The organism is Nonomuraea solani (assembly GCF_900108335.1).
Lineage (GTDB): Bacteria > Actinomycetota > Actinomycetes > Streptosporangiales > Streptosporangiaceae > Nonomuraea > Nonomuraea solani.
Map to the genome: position 1 here is coordinate 941,909 of NZ_FNVT01000003.1, position 16,645 is coordinate 958,553.

Annotated in this window: 20 protein-coding genes; 15 read left to right on the forward strand and 5 right to left on the reverse strand. The window is 63.4% G+C overall.

Translation table 11 applies throughout. From position 1 onward, the window contains the following. Positions 1-137: 137 nt before the first annotated feature. On the forward strand, positions 138-1,403 hold the full coding sequence (locus tag C4V41_RS15385; RefSeq protein WP_103956480.1) for an IS110 family RNA-guided transposase: 1,266 nt from the start codon (positions 138-140) through the stop codon (positions 1,401-1,403). Between the two features lie 1,112 nt (positions 1,404-2,515). Here C4V41_RS15385 and C4V41_RS60695 read toward each other — a convergent pair. Continuing rightward, entirely contained in the window at positions 2,516-6,079 is a 3,564-nt protein-coding gene (locus C4V41_RS60695) for an NB-ARC domain-containing protein (RefSeq protein WP_146103664.1), read from the reverse strand. A gap of 277 nt (positions 6,080-6,356) precedes the next feature. Next, positions 6,357-7,082 (reverse strand): XRE family transcriptional regulator, encoded by a 726-nt coding sequence (locus tag C4V41_RS15390; protein WP_103956481.1) that lies wholly within the window; start codon positions 7,080-7,082, stop codon positions 6,357-6,359. 145 nt (positions 7,083-7,227) lie between these two features. On the opposite strand from C4V41_RS15390, the gene C4V41_RS15395 reads away from it, so the two are divergent. From C4V41_RS15395 to C4V41_RS15405, 3 genes are read left to right on the forward strand one after another with little or no spacing between them, the layout of a single operon-like run. Continuing rightward, positions 7,228-7,572, forward strand: coding sequence for a hypothetical protein (locus tag C4V41_RS15395; RefSeq protein WP_103956482.1), 345 nt, complete (start codon positions 7,228-7,230; stop codon positions 7,570-7,572). A gap of 14 nt (positions 7,573-7,586) precedes the next feature. Next, a complete protein-coding gene (locus C4V41_RS15400) occupies positions 7,587-8,048 on the forward strand; it encodes a GntR family transcriptional regulator (protein ID WP_103956483.1) in 462 nt (153 codons plus the stop codon). A 48-nt stretch (positions 8,049-8,096) separates the two neighbouring features. Further along, positions 8,097-8,672 carry an HD domain-containing protein gene (locus C4V41_RS15405; protein ID WP_327537297.1) on the forward strand — a complete coding sequence of 192 codons (576 nt, stop codon included), beginning with the start codon at positions 8,097-8,099 and terminating at the stop codon, positions 8,670-8,672. On the opposite strand, the gene C4V41_RS15410 is transcribed toward C4V41_RS15405, so the two are convergent. Further along, entirely contained in the window at positions 8,640-9,116 is a 477-nt protein-coding gene (locus tag C4V41_RS15410) for an NUDIX hydrolase (RefSeq protein ID WP_103956484.1), read from the reverse strand. The two genes, C4V41_RS15405 and C4V41_RS15410, sit on opposite strands and share 33 nt — an antisense overlap. A gap of 3 nt (positions 9,117-9,119) precedes the next feature. Continuing rightward, positions 9,120-9,860, reverse strand: a complete 741-nt coding sequence (locus tag C4V41_RS15415; RefSeq protein WP_103956485.1) for an XRE family transcriptional regulator — start codon at positions 9,858-9,860, stop codon at positions 9,120-9,122. 151 nt (positions 9,861-10,011) lie between these two features. Here C4V41_RS15415 and C4V41_RS15420 point away from each other — a divergent pair, with 151 nt between their 5' ends. Continuing rightward, positions 10,012-10,218: a hypothetical protein gene (locus tag C4V41_RS15420; protein ID WP_103956486.1), complete on the forward strand. Its 207-nt coding sequence runs from the start codon at positions 10,012-10,014 to the stop codon at positions 10,216-10,218. Next, positions 10,209-10,400 (forward strand): hypothetical protein, encoded by a 192-nt coding sequence (locus C4V41_RS15425; RefSeq protein WP_103956487.1) that lies wholly within the window; start codon positions 10,209-10,211, stop codon positions 10,398-10,400. The genes C4V41_RS15420 and C4V41_RS15425 overlap by 10 nt, the downstream gene beginning before the upstream one ends. Here C4V41_RS15425 and C4V41_RS15430 read toward each other — a convergent pair. Then, on the reverse strand, positions 10,360-10,737 hold the full coding sequence (locus C4V41_RS15430) for a GntR family transcriptional regulator (protein WP_235030137.1): 378 nt from the start codon (positions 10,735-10,737) through the stop codon (positions 10,360-10,362). The two genes, C4V41_RS15425 and C4V41_RS15430, sit on opposite strands and share 41 nt — an antisense overlap. A gap of 99 nt (positions 10,738-10,836) precedes the next feature. Between C4V41_RS15430 and C4V41_RS15435 the strand changes: the two genes are divergently transcribed. The 9 genes from C4V41_RS15435 to C4V41_RS15465 all read left to right on the forward strand — a co-directional run bounded on the left by C4V41_RS15435 (position 10,837) and on the right by C4V41_RS15465 (position 16,560). Further along, entirely contained in the window at positions 10,837-11,166 is a 330-nt protein-coding gene (locus C4V41_RS15435) for an SCO3933 family regulatory protein (RefSeq protein WP_235030138.1), read from the forward strand. Beyond that, on the forward strand, positions 11,159-12,493 hold the full coding sequence (locus C4V41_RS15440; protein ID WP_103956488.1) for an FtsK/SpoIIIE domain-containing protein: 1,335 nt from the start codon (positions 11,159-11,161) through the stop codon (positions 12,491-12,493). The genes C4V41_RS15435 and C4V41_RS15440 overlap by 8 nt, the downstream gene beginning before the upstream one ends. Before the next feature lie 18 nt (positions 12,494-12,511). After that, positions 12,512-12,742 (forward strand): DUF2637 domain-containing protein, encoded by a 231-nt coding sequence (locus C4V41_RS65830; RefSeq protein WP_327537303.1) that lies wholly within the window; start codon positions 12,512-12,514, stop codon positions 12,740-12,742. 126 nt (positions 12,743-12,868) lie between these two features. Beyond that, entirely contained in the window at positions 12,869-13,168 is a 300-nt protein-coding gene (locus tag C4V41_RS65835; protein ID WP_327537305.1) for a hypothetical protein, read from the forward strand. Between the two features lie 20 nt (positions 13,169-13,188). After that, positions 13,189-13,521: a hypothetical protein gene (locus C4V41_RS15450; RefSeq protein ID WP_103956489.1), complete on the forward strand. Its 333-nt coding sequence runs from the start codon at positions 13,189-13,191 to the stop codon at positions 13,519-13,521. An 11-nt stretch (positions 13,522-13,532) separates the two neighbouring features. Further along, on the forward strand, positions 13,533-13,694 hold the full coding sequence (locus C4V41_RS61825) for a hypothetical protein (RefSeq protein ID WP_160150289.1): 162 nt from the start codon (positions 13,533-13,535) through the stop codon (positions 13,692-13,694). 253 nt (positions 13,695-13,947) lie between these two features. Beyond that, positions 13,948-15,279: a replication initiator gene (locus tag C4V41_RS15455; protein WP_103956593.1), complete on the forward strand. Its 1,332-nt coding sequence runs from the start codon at positions 13,948-13,950 to the stop codon at positions 15,277-15,279. Between the two features lie 23 nt (positions 15,280-15,302). Further along, positions 15,303-15,452 carry a helix-turn-helix transcriptional regulator gene (locus C4V41_RS15460; protein ID WP_235030139.1) on the forward strand — a complete coding sequence of 50 codons (150 nt, stop codon included), beginning with the start codon at positions 15,303-15,305 and terminating at the stop codon, positions 15,450-15,452. Positions 15,453-15,456: 4 nt separating this feature from the next. Further along, positions 15,457-16,560 carry a tyrosine-type recombinase/integrase gene (locus C4V41_RS15465; RefSeq protein WP_103956491.1) on the forward strand — a complete coding sequence of 368 codons (1,104 nt, stop codon included), beginning with the start codon at positions 15,457-15,459 and terminating at the stop codon, positions 16,558-16,560. The last annotated feature ends 85 nt before the right edge of the window (positions 16,561-16,645 follow it).

Sequence of the window (16,645 nt, forward strand, 5' to 3'; positions counted from 1 at the left end):
GTTTTCAGTCTGACGCCGGGAACCACCCTTAGGGGCCCTGAATTGTCGCTTCGAGCACGAGAGCCCGGCTCTTGATCTCCCCTACCGGCTCCCCGGGCAACCACCCATGCTCGCCACGGAGGAGACGAGGGAGACAGGTGCAGGAGACCACCGAGCCGGTGGAGTTCGTGGAGCGGGTCGCCGCGATCGATATCGGCAAGAGCGGCCTGGTGGTGTGCGTACGCGTGCCCAGCGAGGACAAGCCCGGCCGACGTCGTCAAGAGGTGCGCGAGTACACCACGCTGACCGCGTCCCTGCTTGCGCTGGCCGATTGGCTGCGCTGCCAGAGCGTCACCCTGGTGGCGATGGAGGCCACCTCGGACTACTGGAAGCCGGTGTACTACCTGCTCGAGGCCGAGGGCTTCACCTGCTGGCTGCTGAACGCCAAGCACGTCAAGAACGTGCCCGGCCGCCCCAAGACCGACAAGCTCGACGCGGTCTGGCTGGCCAAGGTCGTCGAGCGCGGTATGTGCCGGCCCAGCCTGGTGCATCCCAAGCCGATCCGACAGCTGCGCGATCTGACCCGTTACCGGCGCAGCCTGGTCCGCGAACGCACCCGCGAGAAGCAGCGCGTGGAGAAGCTGTTGGAAGACGCGCAGATCAAGCTGTCCAGCGTGATCAGCGACGTGTTCGGCGTCTCCGGCCGCCAGATGCTCCAAGGTCTGATCGACGGCCAGCGCGATCCCAAGACGCTGGCAGCGATGGCGCGAGGCCCTATGCGCTCCAAGATTCCCGTACTGCAGGAAGCGCTCACCGGTCACTTCACCGACGAGCACGGCTTCTTATGCCAGATGATGACCGACCGCGTCGACGACCTCACCTCTCGGATTGAAAGCGTCGCCCGCCGGATCGAGGGCAAGATCGCTCTCTACGCCGCCGCGGTGGCTCAGCTCGATGAGATCATCGGCGTCGGCGCCATCGCCGCCCAAGAACTCATCGCCGAGATCGGCATCGACATGAGTCGCTTCCCCACCGCCGGCCATCTGGTCTCCTGGGCCAAGTTCGCCCCGATCGACAACAACTCCGCGGGCAAGAAGAAGGGCGGCTCCACCGGTAAGGGCAACCCTTGGCTCGCGGCCACCCTCGCCGAGATCGTCGCGGTCGCCTCTCGCTCCAACACCTTTCTCGGCGAGCGTTATCGGCGACTGTCCAAACGCCGCGGCCGAAAACGCGCCATCGTCGCCCTCGGCAACTCCGTCCTGACGATCGTCTGGCACCTGCTGTCCGACCCCGACGCCCGCTACCACGACCTCGGCTCCGACTTCTACCAGTCCCGCATCGCTACCCAGCGCCGCGAACGCGACATCATCCGCCAGCTCGAACGCCTCACCGGCAAGACCGTCACCCTGCAACCAACCGCCTGACCAAACTTCGCCGTACAAGCCTCACCCCAGATCACGGGCCGAGGTTCGCTGCCGCCTGCCCGCGAACTCACCGATTTTCGAGCCAGGCGGACCGATCGCCCTGCTCGAATGATCGAGACCGTGGTGAGGCGCATGTGGACGGTGGCATGGACGTGTTGGCGTGTGAGGACGTTGCTGTCAGCGCTGCTGTCACCTCAGCCATGGTCACCCCGGTGGCAAGGCCCGACGGAGGAGGGCCTTGCCGGCGATCGCCCCAGTCCGTATGACGGGCACCGAAGTCGGCGATCGTCACGGCCTCAGCCACCGTGCCGCCTTCTTTTCCGTAGCCAGTTGAAAATCGTCCACGAGTGACTACCGGAGACATTGAAGCCTGCTCAGCGCCTCTCTAGCTTTGATCTACTTCCGTGGTCGTACATCGGAGTCCAGGGACGTTGTAGCACCAGCGTTAGCAAGATGTACCGTTATCACGACAGCCGTCTCGCAGGCGAACGTGTTGGCGGCAGACCTCGGCCTGGTTGGTCCCGGCGTAGATCTGGGTGACCTCCGATGCCCGACCATGCCACCTGTGATGATGCCTCAATGAAGGTCTGAGCAGGCCATACGCTTGCTGGCGTCTGGAACAGCGACGGAACAGGCGAGGGGAACGCGGTGCGTCAGCGTGGACGATGCGGCCTTCCCGTAGCGCGAGTCCCACATCATCGGCGGCCAGCCCTCGTGCTCGATGGCAAATGGACTCGTACCGCAGGGCCGTCAAGCCCGAGGAACGGAAGCCACGCGGCAGCTTGACCTTCCGCCTACAGACGAAAGGTCAAGCTACTCCTGGCAGGCGCCTATGGCGGTGCGGTGGCGCCGATGTGTACGCGGGTAGGGGAGCTACTGCCAGCGCAGCTGTCGCATTTACATACTCATCTTGGGAAGGGCATTGAGGAAACGGCCTGGATAGGCGGTCTTGGCGTGGCCGCGTCCATCGCTCCGTGCATCTCGATCGTCGCAAAACTGTTCCAGCGGTACATGCACGACGACCCTTCCGGAAGTTCTGCAATTCCTCACATGGAGTCATCTGGAGATGGCGTTCAGGCCATCGCACCCAGGGCACCCTTTGCTTGATATCGCTATTGGATGCGAGCAAGTGCACGAGAAATATCTCTCTTGAGCACCTCAACCAGCTCCACGAACTCGGAAATCCAAGCGCTGTCCAATATCCCTTGCAGCTCATCTTCTCGGTCGCGAAAATGATGATAGCCCATTGCATAATCGCCACGCGAAAAAACTCGTAGCCGGGAGTCTAAGTCATCGATATGAACGCCGGGAAGTATGACTGGCGTCCTAAAAAGAGTGGGAGGAATTGCACTATGAAATTGATGAGCCGAAAATTCAGGCAAAGGGTCTAGTACCCTTTCGATGTCCTCGAACCAAAGAACGAAGTGTCGCGTCATCAGCCAAGCAGGACTGGACTCGAAATCGCGATCGCCGCAAAGCTCTAGAGCGTCTATCTCGCGCATCTGCGAGTCAAAGATGTGTAGACATGAAGGAATCAGCCTAGCGGTGAAGCCAAAATGACCAAGAGCCTTCGAAAGGGCTTGGCACCCGAACATAGCCCAAAGTCTAGACTCTCCTGCCATATGATATTGGAGGACTCGTGCTCCCAAAAGTATAGTTCGCGCCTCCAGTCCTATGGCTTCTAATCCGTGAGGCACTTCCGTCCAAGAAATTTCAGTGACCTTAGGCTCATCGGATCTGGTTTCCGAAATGTGAAACCTTTCTGGAGCTACGCCGTCAGTGCCGAAATGATCATATCGTTCTTCCGTGAGCACTGATTGACCAGCCACTTTGACATGCTTCAGAATCTCAAGCAGCTCGGTGGCAGTATCCCGTAGTGCGGAAAGCTGGCAGGCCGGGTGTTGGAACTGAGATACCGCACTCCCAGCCATTTCGATCGCTCTGTCTAGCGCATCTTCGTCATCTGACTTTTGGAACTCGGCGAAATGTACGTTCGCCTTTCGGAAGATGATTACAGCTACGGTCTCCATAGCCCTATCTTCGTGGCCCTCCAGTATGCGACGGGCGGTATTGAGAATATGCTCCGCAATACCTAGAAGCCAATCAGAACTTGCGGATTCGGCGTGGGATCGCTCAAGACTCTGCAGAGTTAACGCCTTTGCAATCTCAGTCAAGTCATCGGCATGCTGTATTTTGATCATAATCGGCAGTTCGGGATCCGGCAAGGAGATGCCGGCTTGAATCTGGAGCCCATCCTCTACTTTGCCAGACATGATTTCCACAGCTGCTCGCATACTCTGAAAATGCCTTATGAGATCCGCGTCCGCCGATAGCTCTTCTGCATAAAGTTTAGAGATATTGTTGAGGTTGTATCGAGCACTCGGCCAATTGTTGCGCCATACAAGAATCTGAGCAATCCGCAGAAGCGACTCTAGACCCAGGCGTGGGGAAACGACATGTTCAGAAAGAAGCTGATTCGCCTTACTCATTGCTTTCATGCAGGGAGCGAGGTTTTCCAGCGCGAAATTGGCGGCTACCTCGATCATATAGGACTGAAGCAGGGGTTCAGCAAGGCGTGGTTCGGCTAGTCCTTCGATCTCCGCCCTAGCAAAGGTCGCATACGAGATTGCCTCATCGTGGAGCCGCATGTTGTAGAGTATCTCGGCCAATAGGACCGCAGTCGCTGCTCGCCGGTAAGGGGCTTCTGCAGACGAGATAGTCGAAAGGATCTGTAGTCCGCTCTTCAACATCGTTTCTGCGAGTTGCAGATTTCCATGCAGCTTCGCCACTGACCCAGCAGCGTTAGCGATTAATGCGCAGGTGTTTATGCTGGGCTTCATTAGGCCAAGCACGTTATCGATGACATAAACCGCATGGTCGGTCAGCAAGGAAATATATTGCCACTCCCGATGCTGACTGGCTTTTGCGATCTCCTCCGTCAGGATGAATTGAAATGCTTCTAGGATCTCCTGAAGACGTTCTCTGAAACTTAAACTGCGCACAGTTTCTTGCACGATGGCATGAATCGAGAGGTATCCGCGATCGATGTTGACCAAAGAATACTTCCGCGCCTCACGTATCCCATTATAAATGGCTGATTCATCTTCGATCCCGAGTGCAGCAAGACTCAGAGGTATCTCACGTGGCGCGAGGAGAGAGCATCGGCATAGTATTTGAATAGCATAATCGGCCGGGTCGTCTCCTGCTCCGCCTGTGGAGCGTTGTGTTAGGGAGTCCAGTGACAGCATTATAGCGGCGACCAAGGTAGTCCCTTGATCGTAGCTGAGAGGCACGGTATCTGGATCGTTCATTAGCTTCAGACGGTATCGGCCTAGCTCAGATACATAGTAATCGACCCCGCATCCGGTGGCGCCCAAATAGGCAAGCGCTTGAGCCATGGCGAGAGGTATGGCTTCGAGCACGTCGATTAACCGGATTAGCTGATCTTTGGGAAAATCGCTGAGCTTCTCGGTGTACCACCCAAGTGCGTCTTCTCTCGCCATTGGTCCGAGAGATAGTCCGGGATAGCGCGCAGTGACCGCTGAATCTCGTGTAGTAAGTATATAGTGTCCAGTGAACCCTGAGGGAAGCAGACTCGGAATCTCTTGGATTTCGGAGATCCCATCAAAAACGAGTAACGCCTTCCCGTAATATTTTGAGAGCTCCTTTCCTACACATGATGCTAACTCGCTCTCATTCATGGATCCCGCGGTGATGGTTTCGCTTACTAGATCTCGATAAGCAGAAAAGACCTGCAAACGTGAGCTGGCTGGAATCCACCATATAAACGCGTAATCATTGACATGCTTCGTGATATACTGCTGCGCCAGAGTGGATTTTCCGATTCCCCCAATGCCGGCGACCACGAACCCTTTTCGTGGAGCTTCGGCCACTTCGGTGAGGCCTTCGCGAATCGTCGCAATTTCTTGTTCCCGGCCGTATGCGTAGGTCTCAGGAATTATGCCTCGCATGGTTGCTCGCGCAGACGTATGTCTGCGCGAGGTGGTCGGTTGTTCTCGCCTAGATACCTGCAGCAACTCCGATAGCTCATCTAAGCCGATAATGCGGCTTGCCGCGTTCGCATTGCTGGCTTTTTCGAACATCGCCACGAAGAGAGAATTGACGATTGAATCGATGGTCTCCGCATCCAATTCCGTACGAGAGGACCGGAGTATTTCTACCCGAACTTGGTCAAGAATTTGGACCCAAGGTCCCATTCGGGTGTGGATGTCAAGACGCTGAAATAAATTGTACTGCTCCGGTCTTAGTGTCAACTCTTTTGGTGCCAGGTCGCGGGCTTTTGCGAACCATTCGTTCTCATCGCGTGAAGCTTGGGCAATATTTGCTAGCTGGGCTAATTTGTGACCGGATGTATTGACCGGCGCATCCGATATGAACCTAAGCTTCGCGCTGCCTCGTGGATCCGCTTTCACCCATCGGTTGATAAGGGGAAGAAGTTCGTGCGCCGACCATCCACCTGGTTCTATTCGTGTTTTTGCTTGAGCTAACAGGATAGGCGATTCAGCCGAATCAAGTATTTCAAAGTCGACGGCTTCATCCGTTCCTTCGATGCGAAAGATGGATCCGTTGCTAAAGTCCACTGGCATTCTCACCAAGTGAAGCATCGCACTTGCTGTCTGAAAGCTCATCCCCCTCGCTGTGTCACTGCCCCCCATGTGCGCTCCATGTGTGCGTTGTCCATATCGAAGACATGTCTACAGAGTGGCCCAGCCCAGCCAGTTTTTGTAGAGAGTTCGCGTGATGAATGGAAGAAGACAGCTTCGGTCATGGTCTTGCGCGTGGGCGCTGCTGGCCGCGACCGGCCGGAGAGCCGCAGCGCGGCCAGCGACCGCCCAACGCGCCGTGCCGCCGCAGGCGGTACGGCCTTGATGACGTACAGATATTTGGCTTTCTGACCTCGATCGTCTGAGTGATCTTGAGCGTGGCGACCGTTCAGCGCATCCAGGGCTTGGCGCTTGCCCAGATGCTTTCGAGGCTGTCGAGGTAGGTGGCTGCTGCCGATGAGCCGAGAGATCGCAGATGGATGACGGGAGCTTGGGCTGCGGGTGTCCCGTAGACGTGAGTGTTGATCAGTAGGTCGTCGTCTGCGCGGTAGATGGAGTTGTACAGCACGTTCTGGTGGGTGCGTAGCTCGACGTTGTCGACGCCCGTGAGGTGGCTGTACAAGACGAGGGCGTTCCTGGTGCGGGCGGCCATAACCTCTGGCCCGAGACCCTCGTCGATGCCCCGTGTGGCTACCTGGGACGCGTCGGGGTCGCCGAGGAGGATTCGCGTCCTGACGCCTGCGCGGGCTCGGTCGGCGATCAGGCGAAGGATGCCAGTGTCTTCGGCGAGGAAGAGGCCGCTGTAGGTGAGGATGTCGATCCGCCGTGTTGCTTGCTGGAAGAGCTGGCGCCAGGCATCCTGCGGGACGGCCCAGCGGTGGGGATAGATCGTCTGGACCTCGGCGGGGATTGTGCGGCGTTGTTCGCTGAGGTTGGGCCAGAGGTCGGCTTCGTCGGTGTGGAGGAGGTCGGCGACGGCCCAGCGGTGGCGGGGGTGTGGGGTGCGGCCTTTGAGCCAGCGGGCGACGGTTTTGGGGTCGACGGCGAGGTGTGCGGCCACGTCGACCGGTTGGAGGCGGGCGTTGTTCAGGGCTTGGCGCAGGTTGTCGTTCATGGGGCGCACCTCCCGTGGGGCCGGGCGTTCTGCCTGGGAAGTTAACACGAGACGTCCCTAGACGTCCCTGAGTTGCGGTGTAAAGGTTCCAGGCTGCGGGCGAACCTCGATGTACAGACCGTGACGACGAAGGGACAGCTCGGTCATGAGCAGCATCAAGGAGCGTCAGCGGGCGTGCGAGGAGACATTGCTCACCGCACTGCGCAATGAGCTGGCGGAACGGGGCGTACACGCCGTGTTCCTTATCGAGGACGACGGCCGTTCGGGCGTTGAGGTGCTCGACGTCGCCGGCCGGGCTCGCCGGGTCTACGTGCACCTGGAGTTCCGGTGGTTCTACTGGGGTGACCAGCCGGACGAGCGGATCTCCTGCCTGCAACTGCAGGCCGGGGTCGAGCGGATCCAGCAAGCGGCCCAGGACGGCTGGCGACGCGAGGAGCAAGGAGAACTGAGCTTCAACCTCCGCCAGCTCGCCGAGGCGTACCGGCTCTGAGACGTCCAGCGACAGTGACCAGGTGGCTGACCGGCTGGCGGATCTACACGCAGATCGTCGACCGGCTACGAGAACGGATCGAGATGAGCGAGTATCCGGTGGGTTCGATGATGCCGTCGGAGGCGGCGCTGTGCGCGGAGTTCGGGGTCGCGCGCAACACGATACGGCGGGCGATGGCGGTACTGGAGGCCGAAGGGCTGATCCAGACGATCCCGGCCAAGGGCCGGCTGGTCCTCGGCGGCGGCAAAGCCAAGAAGGAGCCGTATCTGTATCAGGCCATCGCGCGGGAGCTGCGGGAGCAAATCGCCAGCGGTGAACTAGTACCGGGTAGCGCCGTGCCCAGTGAGCTGACGCTGCGGCGGGCTCACAGGGTGTCGCGGAGCACGGTCCGGCAGGCGCTGGCGGTGCTGGAGCAGGAAGGGCTGATCGTGGCCGAGCATGGGCGCGGGCGGTTCGTGCGTGCTGAGACGTCCTAGGACGTCCTGCGGGGCTGGCTGGCTCGGTCTGGGCGAGGTGTGCCTATCGTGGGCAGTGTGGGACAAGCTGAATGGGCTCATGACCTCGCCAAAGACCTGCTGGAGACGACGCTGCCGCGGCGCTGGGCGCACACCCAAGGGGTAGCCGCCCGGGCCGTGTCGCTCGCCCCCATCCTTGGCGACGAGGCCGATACCCTGACCGCCGCCGCCTACCTGCACGACATCGGCTACGCGCCCAACCTCGTCGCGACCGGCTTCCATCCGCTCGACGGCGCGCGCTACCTGCGTGACGTTTGCCGGGCTGACGACACGCTCTGCCGCCTGGTGGCGCACCATTCGTGTGCAGTCAACGAGGCGCTCGAACGCTCCTTGTTCACCGAGTTGACCACGGAGTTCGATGAGGAGCGTCCTGAGCTGGTGGAGGCGCTGACTTACTGCGACATGACCACCGGTCCGGACGGGACTCATCTCACTGCGGCTGAGCGGCTGGCGGAGATCCACTCTCGGTACGGGCCGGAGCACCTGGTCAGCCGGTCGATCACGGCTTCGACGCCGTGCATCTTGGCGGCGGTGCGGGCGGTGGAGGCGGCGCTAGCCGATGTACGGCAGGGCGGTGCCGGTTAGGTAGTGCTCGATGCGCATCCGCATTGAGCGGTCCATGCGCAGTGCGGTGACCTGCCCTCGAGGGACCCAGCAGACTTCGCGGGATTCGCTGCTCGGTGTTGGCTCGCCGCTGATTGCGCGGCCCGTCAGGACGATGGAGAACTCCTGGCGGGCTTCGCGGTTGGAGGTGTAGAGGATGACGTGCCGGGGGTCGCTGTAGGTGCCGGCCAGGCCGGTGATCTCGCAGACGATGCCGGTTTCTTCTAGCGTCTCGCGGATGGCGGCCTGGGGGATGGACTCGCCCAGGTCGATCGCGCCGCCGGGGACGGCCCAGTTGTCGTTGTCGGTGCGGCGGATCATCAGCAGCTCGCCCGCATCGTTGGTGACGATGACGTTCACGGACGGCACCAGGCTGTTCGGTGCTGGGGCGTTCGGGTCGTCGTAGTAGTCGATCCGCTTGGCCATGGCTCAGGACCCTAGTGGCCGGGCGCCGTCCCAGACCCGTTCGAAGCTCTCGGCGTACGTGGCGACCATGTCCCCGCCGATGACCTTGCGCAGATGGAGGAACGGGGCGTTGCTGGCAGGCACGCCGTAGACGTGGGTGTTGACGAGGAATTGATCGTCGGCGCGGTAGATCGAGTTGTACAGCACCGTGGAGTGCAGGCGGAACTCCACATGCGCGCGCTCGCGCAGCGGTCGGTACAGGACGAGGACATTGCGGATCTTGAAGGCCATGCCGTCCCCGATGCCCTCGTCTTCACCGCGCTGGGCCACCTCGGCGCAATCGGGGTCGCCGAGCAGGATGCGCACCCGTACGCCTGCGTCGGCCTTTTCGCCGAGCATGCGCTGCAGTCCTGCGTCTTCCGCGAGGAAGAGCCCGCTGTAGACGAGCACGCCGATCTCTTGGGATGCTTCGGCGAACAGTCGTCCCCACACGTCCCTGGGGACAGCCCAGCGGTGCGGGTAGAGGGCCACGATCTCGCTCTCGGACGCTGCGGCGACCTGTTCGCGGGTGAGCGCCTCGGGCCAGAGGTAGGTCTCCTCGGTATCCAGGTAGGAAGCCACCGCAAAGCGGTGCTTTCGGTATGGCGCGCGGGACTTGGTTACCCACCGTTCGACCGTTTTGGGGTCGACCGCTATGGCCTCGGCCAGCTGGGCGATGCTCACGCCGCGCTGCAACAGGGCCGCTCGCAGCCTCTCGTTCGCCATGTCACCTGCTCAGAAGGACGTCCGGGGACCTGCACATCGTAGGACGGACGTCTTGAACATGTCCCGTCGTGTAGTGATCTCGTCTTAACTCTCCGTCGCATTCTCGGTATCGCAAGGCAACACCGGAGCGACCGAAAGGAGAGGTGATCACATGACTGAGCAGATCTACCCCGAGCCCGCCTGCGAGTGCAGCGCCACCCTGGACGAGGGCCAGACCCGTTGCCGTAAGTGCCGGGCCCGGGATCGCTGGATCAAGAAGCAGGCGGCCAAGCGCCGGGAGGGCGTGCGGCGGGAGGAGACCCGTCGTCCCCCGCGCGGTCCGCGCCGCGTCGCCATGGCGGGGGTGACGTGGACGTGATCGCGCTCGTCATCGCCGGACTGCTTGGCGTCATCCTGCTGGTGGGTTACATCGCGGTCCTGGTCGGCATCCGCCGCGAGGACAAGGCGCTGAACCTGCGGCGTCGCCCGGACGGGGCCTCGGCCGTGCTGGCGCGGAAGGTTACCGGTTGCTACGTCCGGAACGGGGTTTCGTGGACGTAGCCAACTGCTCCTCGACCCGCGCCAGCCGTATCGACAGCTCCTGTACGGCGGACCGCAGCTCGGCCACCTCGCCGGCCACGTCACCGGCGGGGGAACCCTCGGCCGAGTCGCGGACGAACACACCCTTGCCCTGCTGGCCGATCACCAAGCCCTCGTTGCGCAGGATACCGACAGCCATCTTCACCACGCTCAGCGAGGCGTCGTACCGCTCGGCTAGCTGGGCGGTGGATGGCAGTGGGGTTCCGGGCGCGAGGGAGCCGCCGCGGATCTGCGCGCGGAGATCGTCGGCGATCTGCAGGTAGCCGGGTCGCCCGGTGTTCTTGACCATCACGTCCATCACACCACGAAACACCAACCAAGCCAACCGAGACTACGTTGACAACCGAGCCAACTTAGTTAACTATGTTGGCTAAGACGAATGAGGAGGTCACCGCCCATGCGCACCGTCCCGATCCCTGTGGACACCACCAAGCTCGCCATCACCTGCGTCAAGGCCCCGCGCCCTCGCGTGCTCAACCGCGACACCGGCGAGATCAAGACCGACAAGAACGGCAACACCGTCTACGAAGTCACCGTCTCCGTCGAGGACGAGTTCGGCCGGATCGAACTCGTCAAGATCGGCACCACCGGAGAACCGCCCATCACCGTCGGCGACACGGTCACCCCGGTCGGCCTGCTCGGCTACGTCTGGGAGATCGCCGGCAAGTGGGGCATCGCCTACCGCGCCTCGGCCCTGCTCCCCGCCCGGGAGGCCGCCGATGCGTGACGCGCTGGATGTGCTCGCAGTCCTGGCCGCCACGGCGGCCGGGCTGTGGGCCTGGCGCCGCTGGCACCCCGCCTCGTTCTGGCTGGCGATCGGCTTCCCGCTCGCCGCCCTGTCCGTCCGCGCGTCCTGGCGGCGGGTCGCCCTCGGCTGCGGGCTGACCAAGAAGCGGCAATGCTGGTGGTTCACCACCGTGCCCGGCGCGATCGCCTCCACCGGCCTGGTCAAGGTCCGCCGCCGCTTCCAACGGGTCGCCGTCGACACCAAACCGTTCATGTGGCTCCCGCTGCCGACCCGGCACGGCTGGCGCGTCACCCTGCACACCCTGGAAGGCCAGACACCCGGCGACTACGCCGAAGCCGCCGAACGCCTGGCCCACTCCTGGGGCGTGCACGCCATCCGAGCATTCTCGCCCCGGCCCGGCCGGGTCGTCCTCCAGGCGACCATCCGCGATCCGCTGGTCAAGGTCGATCAGCTCCCGGCTTCGGCCGAGCTGCTCAAGGTCACCGTGGGACGGCTGGAGACCGGACGCCCCTGGACGATCGACTTCCGCACCGTGCCGCACTACATCAACGCGGGAGCCACCCAATCCGGCAAGTCCAACCTGGCCAACGCGCTCATCGTCGGCCTGGCGCCGCAACCCGTCGCCCTGGTCGGCTTCGACCTCAAGGGCGGGGTGGAGTTCACCCCGTACAGCCCGCGCCTGTCTGCCCTGGCCACCTGCCGCACCGAGTCCGTGACGCTGCTGGATGACCTGGTCACGCTGATGATCGACCGGATGGGGCTGTGCCGTCAGGCCGGCGCCCGCAACATCTGGCAACTGCCACCCGGGATCCGCCCGACGCCGGTCGTGGTCCTGGTCGACGAGCTGGCCGAGCTGTATCTGATGGCCGACAAGTCGGAGAAGGACGAGATCGCCAAGACCTCGACGGCGCTGCTGCGGGTGGCGCAGCTCGGGCGGGCGTTCGGCATCTACCTGTTCTGCTGCGGCCAGCGGATCGGCTCCGATCTCGGCCCCGGTGTCACCGCCCTGCGTGCGCAGTGCTCGGGACGGATCTGTCACCGCGTCAACGATCCCGAAACCGCCACCATGACCCTCGGCGACCTCGACCCCGCCGCGCTGGTCTCCGCTCGCGCCATCGCCGCCGAGACGCCCGGTGTGGCCATCGTCGCCGGTCAGGACGGCCAGTGGTACCGCGCCCGCTCCTTCTATGTCACCGAGCAAGCAGCCGAACACGCCGCACGTACTCATGCCCACCTCGCCCCGTCCTGGGACGAGATCACCGCCCACCTGCCCGACTACGACCCGTCCCACCTGCTCGACGCCTGAACCACGAAGGGAGGAACGATGCGACGCATCACCTGCTGGCTACTCGACACCGGCCCGATCCTCGTCCTGGCCGCCATCGCGGGTGCCGGATCGTTCACCCACATCCGCGACACCGCCAGCCAGCACGGCCAGACCGGCTGGATGTCCTGGGCCATCGCCGTCTGCATCGACCTGACCTGCGTCATGGCCGCCCGCGAACGCCAACGCGACAAGAAGACCGCCAAGAGTCGGCGCGGCCCACTCTCCTAGCCCGTCCTCGTCCTGTCCGGCGGCATCATCCTGTCCCTGGCCGCCAACCTCGCCCAAGCCGCCCCGACCGTATGGGGCTGGATCACCGCCGCCACCCCGGCCGCAGCGTTCCTCATCGCCGTCTCGATGCTGGAGCGCCGCGCCGCCCCTCCCGAATCGTGCGCTGCTCCGGCCGCCTCGTCCACGCCCGTCCTGGCCTCGTCCCCGGTCCCCGAATTCGTCCCGAACGACCACACCGACCAGGACAACGCCCAAGACGGGCGGGACGGTGATCTCGCGCCCGCCCTCGTCGACTACGCCCGCCGCGTCGCCGACGAACACCACACCAAGCACGGCAAGCCCATCACCCGCGACGCCCTCCGCACCCACCTGGGTGTGTCCAACCAACTCGCCTCAGACCTGCTGCGCACCCTGCGCACCGCCTGAACCTAGAAGGGAGACCACCGATGACCCGCAACCACCGCTCGGCACTCATCAACGGCCTGCTCGACCTGGCCGCATTTCTGGAAGCCCACCCCGAACTGCCCGTCTCCTCCAGCCTCACCCTGCACCACTTCCCGAAGAAGGACGACGACGCTGGCCTTCGCGCCGAGATCGACCAGATCGCCGCCCGCGTTGGCTCGGAGATCGACTTCGAGGATTCCCCGTACGGGCACTACGCCACCTCGATCTTCTTCGGGCCGGTGGAGTACCGGGCTGTGGCCGTCCTGGCCGCTGCCCGAGCCCGCCACGACGCCGAAGCCAGCTACTACGGCTGCATCCAGCCCGACCACACCTAAGGGAGACCGCCGTGCGCATTCGCCTCGACGGCACTCGCGCCGAAATCGTCGACGCCCTGTTCCGCCTGCGTCAGTACTTCACCGTGATCGGCGCCTCACGCCTGTATCCCGACCGGGGTAAGCCGCACCACTGGCGCATCTACCTCACCACCACCGCGCGTGAACGGAAGTGACCACGTGAACGAGGTGATCCATTACTGCTGCTGCACCTGCAACGGCACCGGACTCGACAACGACCGAGACCGCTGCCGCGACTGCGACGGCACTGGCATCGACAACCACGGCGCCTAAAGGCGCAGCGCCCCCGGCCTGGCCGCACATCCGCCAAGACACACGCCAGGTCGAGGGCCATCCCTTCACCCGAACGAGCGAAAGGAGGTCTCCATCTTGCCCACAACCCACGCCACCGCGCACGCCAAAGCGGGCATGATCGCCCGACTCAACCATCCCGACTACGACCGATGGGCGACCCAAGTCCGCAACACCGGCGGCTGCCGCCAACCGATCCACCTGCGCGGCAAGGTCGACCACTACGACCAGGCCACCGGACAGCTCCTGCACCGCTACACCACCCGCCACGAACCCGACGGCATCCTGCGCCTGCCCTGCAAGACCCGCCGCGCCTCCCGCTGCCCGTCCTGCGCCGAGACCTACCGCGCCGACACCTACCAGCTCATCCGCGCCGGACTGATCGGCGGCAAGGGCGTCCCGACGACCGTCACCAGCCACCCGACCCTGTTCGTCACTCTCACCGCACCGAGCTTTGGAACGGTCCATGCGTGCCGTGAGAAGAACGGCAAGACCCTGCCCTGCCACGCCCGCCGCAACGCGCCCACCTGCCCGCACGGCCGTGCCACAACCTGCACCACCCGGCACAGCAAGGACGACCCGCGCATCGGCGAGCCGCTGTGCCCGGACTGCTACGACTACACCGGCTCCGTCCTGTTCAACGCCCTGGCCCCGCTGCTGTGGAAGCGCTTCGCCGACGCCGTACGCCGCCACCTCGCCAAACACGGCGGCCTCCCGCTCAGCGAGCTACGCCACCACCTCACCCTGTCCTTCGCCAAGGTCGCCGAATACCAACGCCGCGGCGTCGTCCACTTCCACGCCGTCATCCGCCTCGACAGCTCCGACGGACCAGCCTTCCCACCTCCGGCCTGGGTCACCGCCGACGCCCTGACCCACGCCGTCCAGCACGCGGCCAAGGTCGTCACCGCCACCGCCACCGCCACCGCACCCGCCTACGAGGACGAGCCCGAACGTGCCCTGCGCTGGGGCGACCAGCTCGACGTTCGCCGCATCACCCTGGACGGCGATCTCACCGAACAAGCTGTGGCCGGCTACATCGCCAAGTACGCCACCAAAGCAGCCGAATGCGTCGGCACCCTCGACCGCCGCGTCAACCCGCTCGACAACCTCGACGCCTTCAACCTCCGCGATCACGCCCGCCGACTCATCGCCACCTGCATGCGCCTCGGTGCCCTCCCGGAGTTGGCCGGACTCCGGCTTGCCGACTGGGCTCACATGCTCGGCTTCCGCGGCCACTTCTCCACCCGGTCCCGCCGCTACTCCACCACCCTGGGCGAACTCCGAGCAGTAAGAGAACGCTTCGTTCACACCGAAGAGGTCGCTCATGGACGCCTGCCCCTGTTCGACGAAGACACCATCCTCGTGATCAGCGAATGGGAGTACGTAGGCAAGGGCTATTCAGTCGGGGACGCCCTCCTCGCCACAGCGATTACCGGCGGGGGCCAATGAACACCCTCGTGAGGCTCTGGACTGTGGAGGACGTAGCCACCTTCCTCGGTGTCCCGATCGCCACCCTCTACCAATGGCGACACCACCGCACAGGCCCGAGAGGACGCAAGATCGGCCGTCACCTGCGCTACGTGCCCGAGGACGTCATGTCCTGGGTCCAGGACCAGGAGTAGCCCCATGGCCTTCGTCAAGGATCTCTGGACCAAGACAGTCCGCACCCCGGACGGCAAGCCGCAGAAGGTCAAGACCGCACGCCACGGCAAGGGCAAGCGCTGGCTCGCCGTCTGGGTGGACCCCGATGGCAATGAGCGCTCAACTGCGTACGACCGCAAGGCCGACGCCGAACGCAAGATCGCCACCATGGGCGCCGACATCGCCCGCGGCGACTACATCGACCCAAGCGCCGGCAAGGTGCTCTTCGTCGACCTCGCCGAACGGTGGCTCGCCTCACGCATCGTGGACCCATCGACCAAGATTCGATACGAGTACATCCACCGACTTCACGTCGCACCGACCTACGCCAAGCGTCCAGTGAAGAGCATCAAGCCGTCCCAGATCCAGGCGTGGATCAGTGACCTGAGCAGCCGTTTCGAGACCTCGACCGTACAGACGGCCTTCCTGGTCCTTCAGGGCATCCTCGATCTGGCCGTCGCCGACGAGGCGATCAAACGGAGTCCCGCCAAGTCACCGATCGTCCAGGTGCCGAAGCGCACCACCGAGGAGATCACGGCGTGGTCGGACGAACGGGTCCACGCACTGATCGACGCTCACCCCGCCCTCTTCCGTCTGCTCCCTATGCTCGGGGCCGCGTGCGGACTGCGGCAGGGTGAGTTGTTCGGCCTGGCGCTCGAAGACGTCGACTTCGACGAGCGCCTTCTTCGCGTACGACGGCAGATCAAGAAGCTGGGAGCCGACCACGTCTTCGCTCTACCCAAGAACGACCGCGAGCGGGTCGTACCGCTGCCTGACTGGGCGGCTGAGGCCATCAAGCGGCACCTCTCGGCCTATCCCCCGCTGGCTTGCTCCCTGCCCTGGGAGAAGGTGGACGGCAAGCTTCGCACGCACAACCTGTTGTTCCGCTGGACGGACGACCGCTTCATAAAGGCCAGGAGCTATAGCGAAACGGTCTGGAAACCCGCTCTCGTGCGAGCGGGCGTGATCCCGGCACCAGATAAGGACCCGCGTCAGCGAAGCCGCTACGTCACCTCCCGCAAGGAGGGCCTTCACCAACTCAGGCACTACTACGCGAGCGTCATGCTGACCGGCGGTGTCTCAGCCTGAATCCACGGCGGGAAATCTGATGGATGTGTTGTGAAATAAGGCGAGGTGCCCTCTGACCTGGGAAGATTGGAGTTCTCTACGCTTC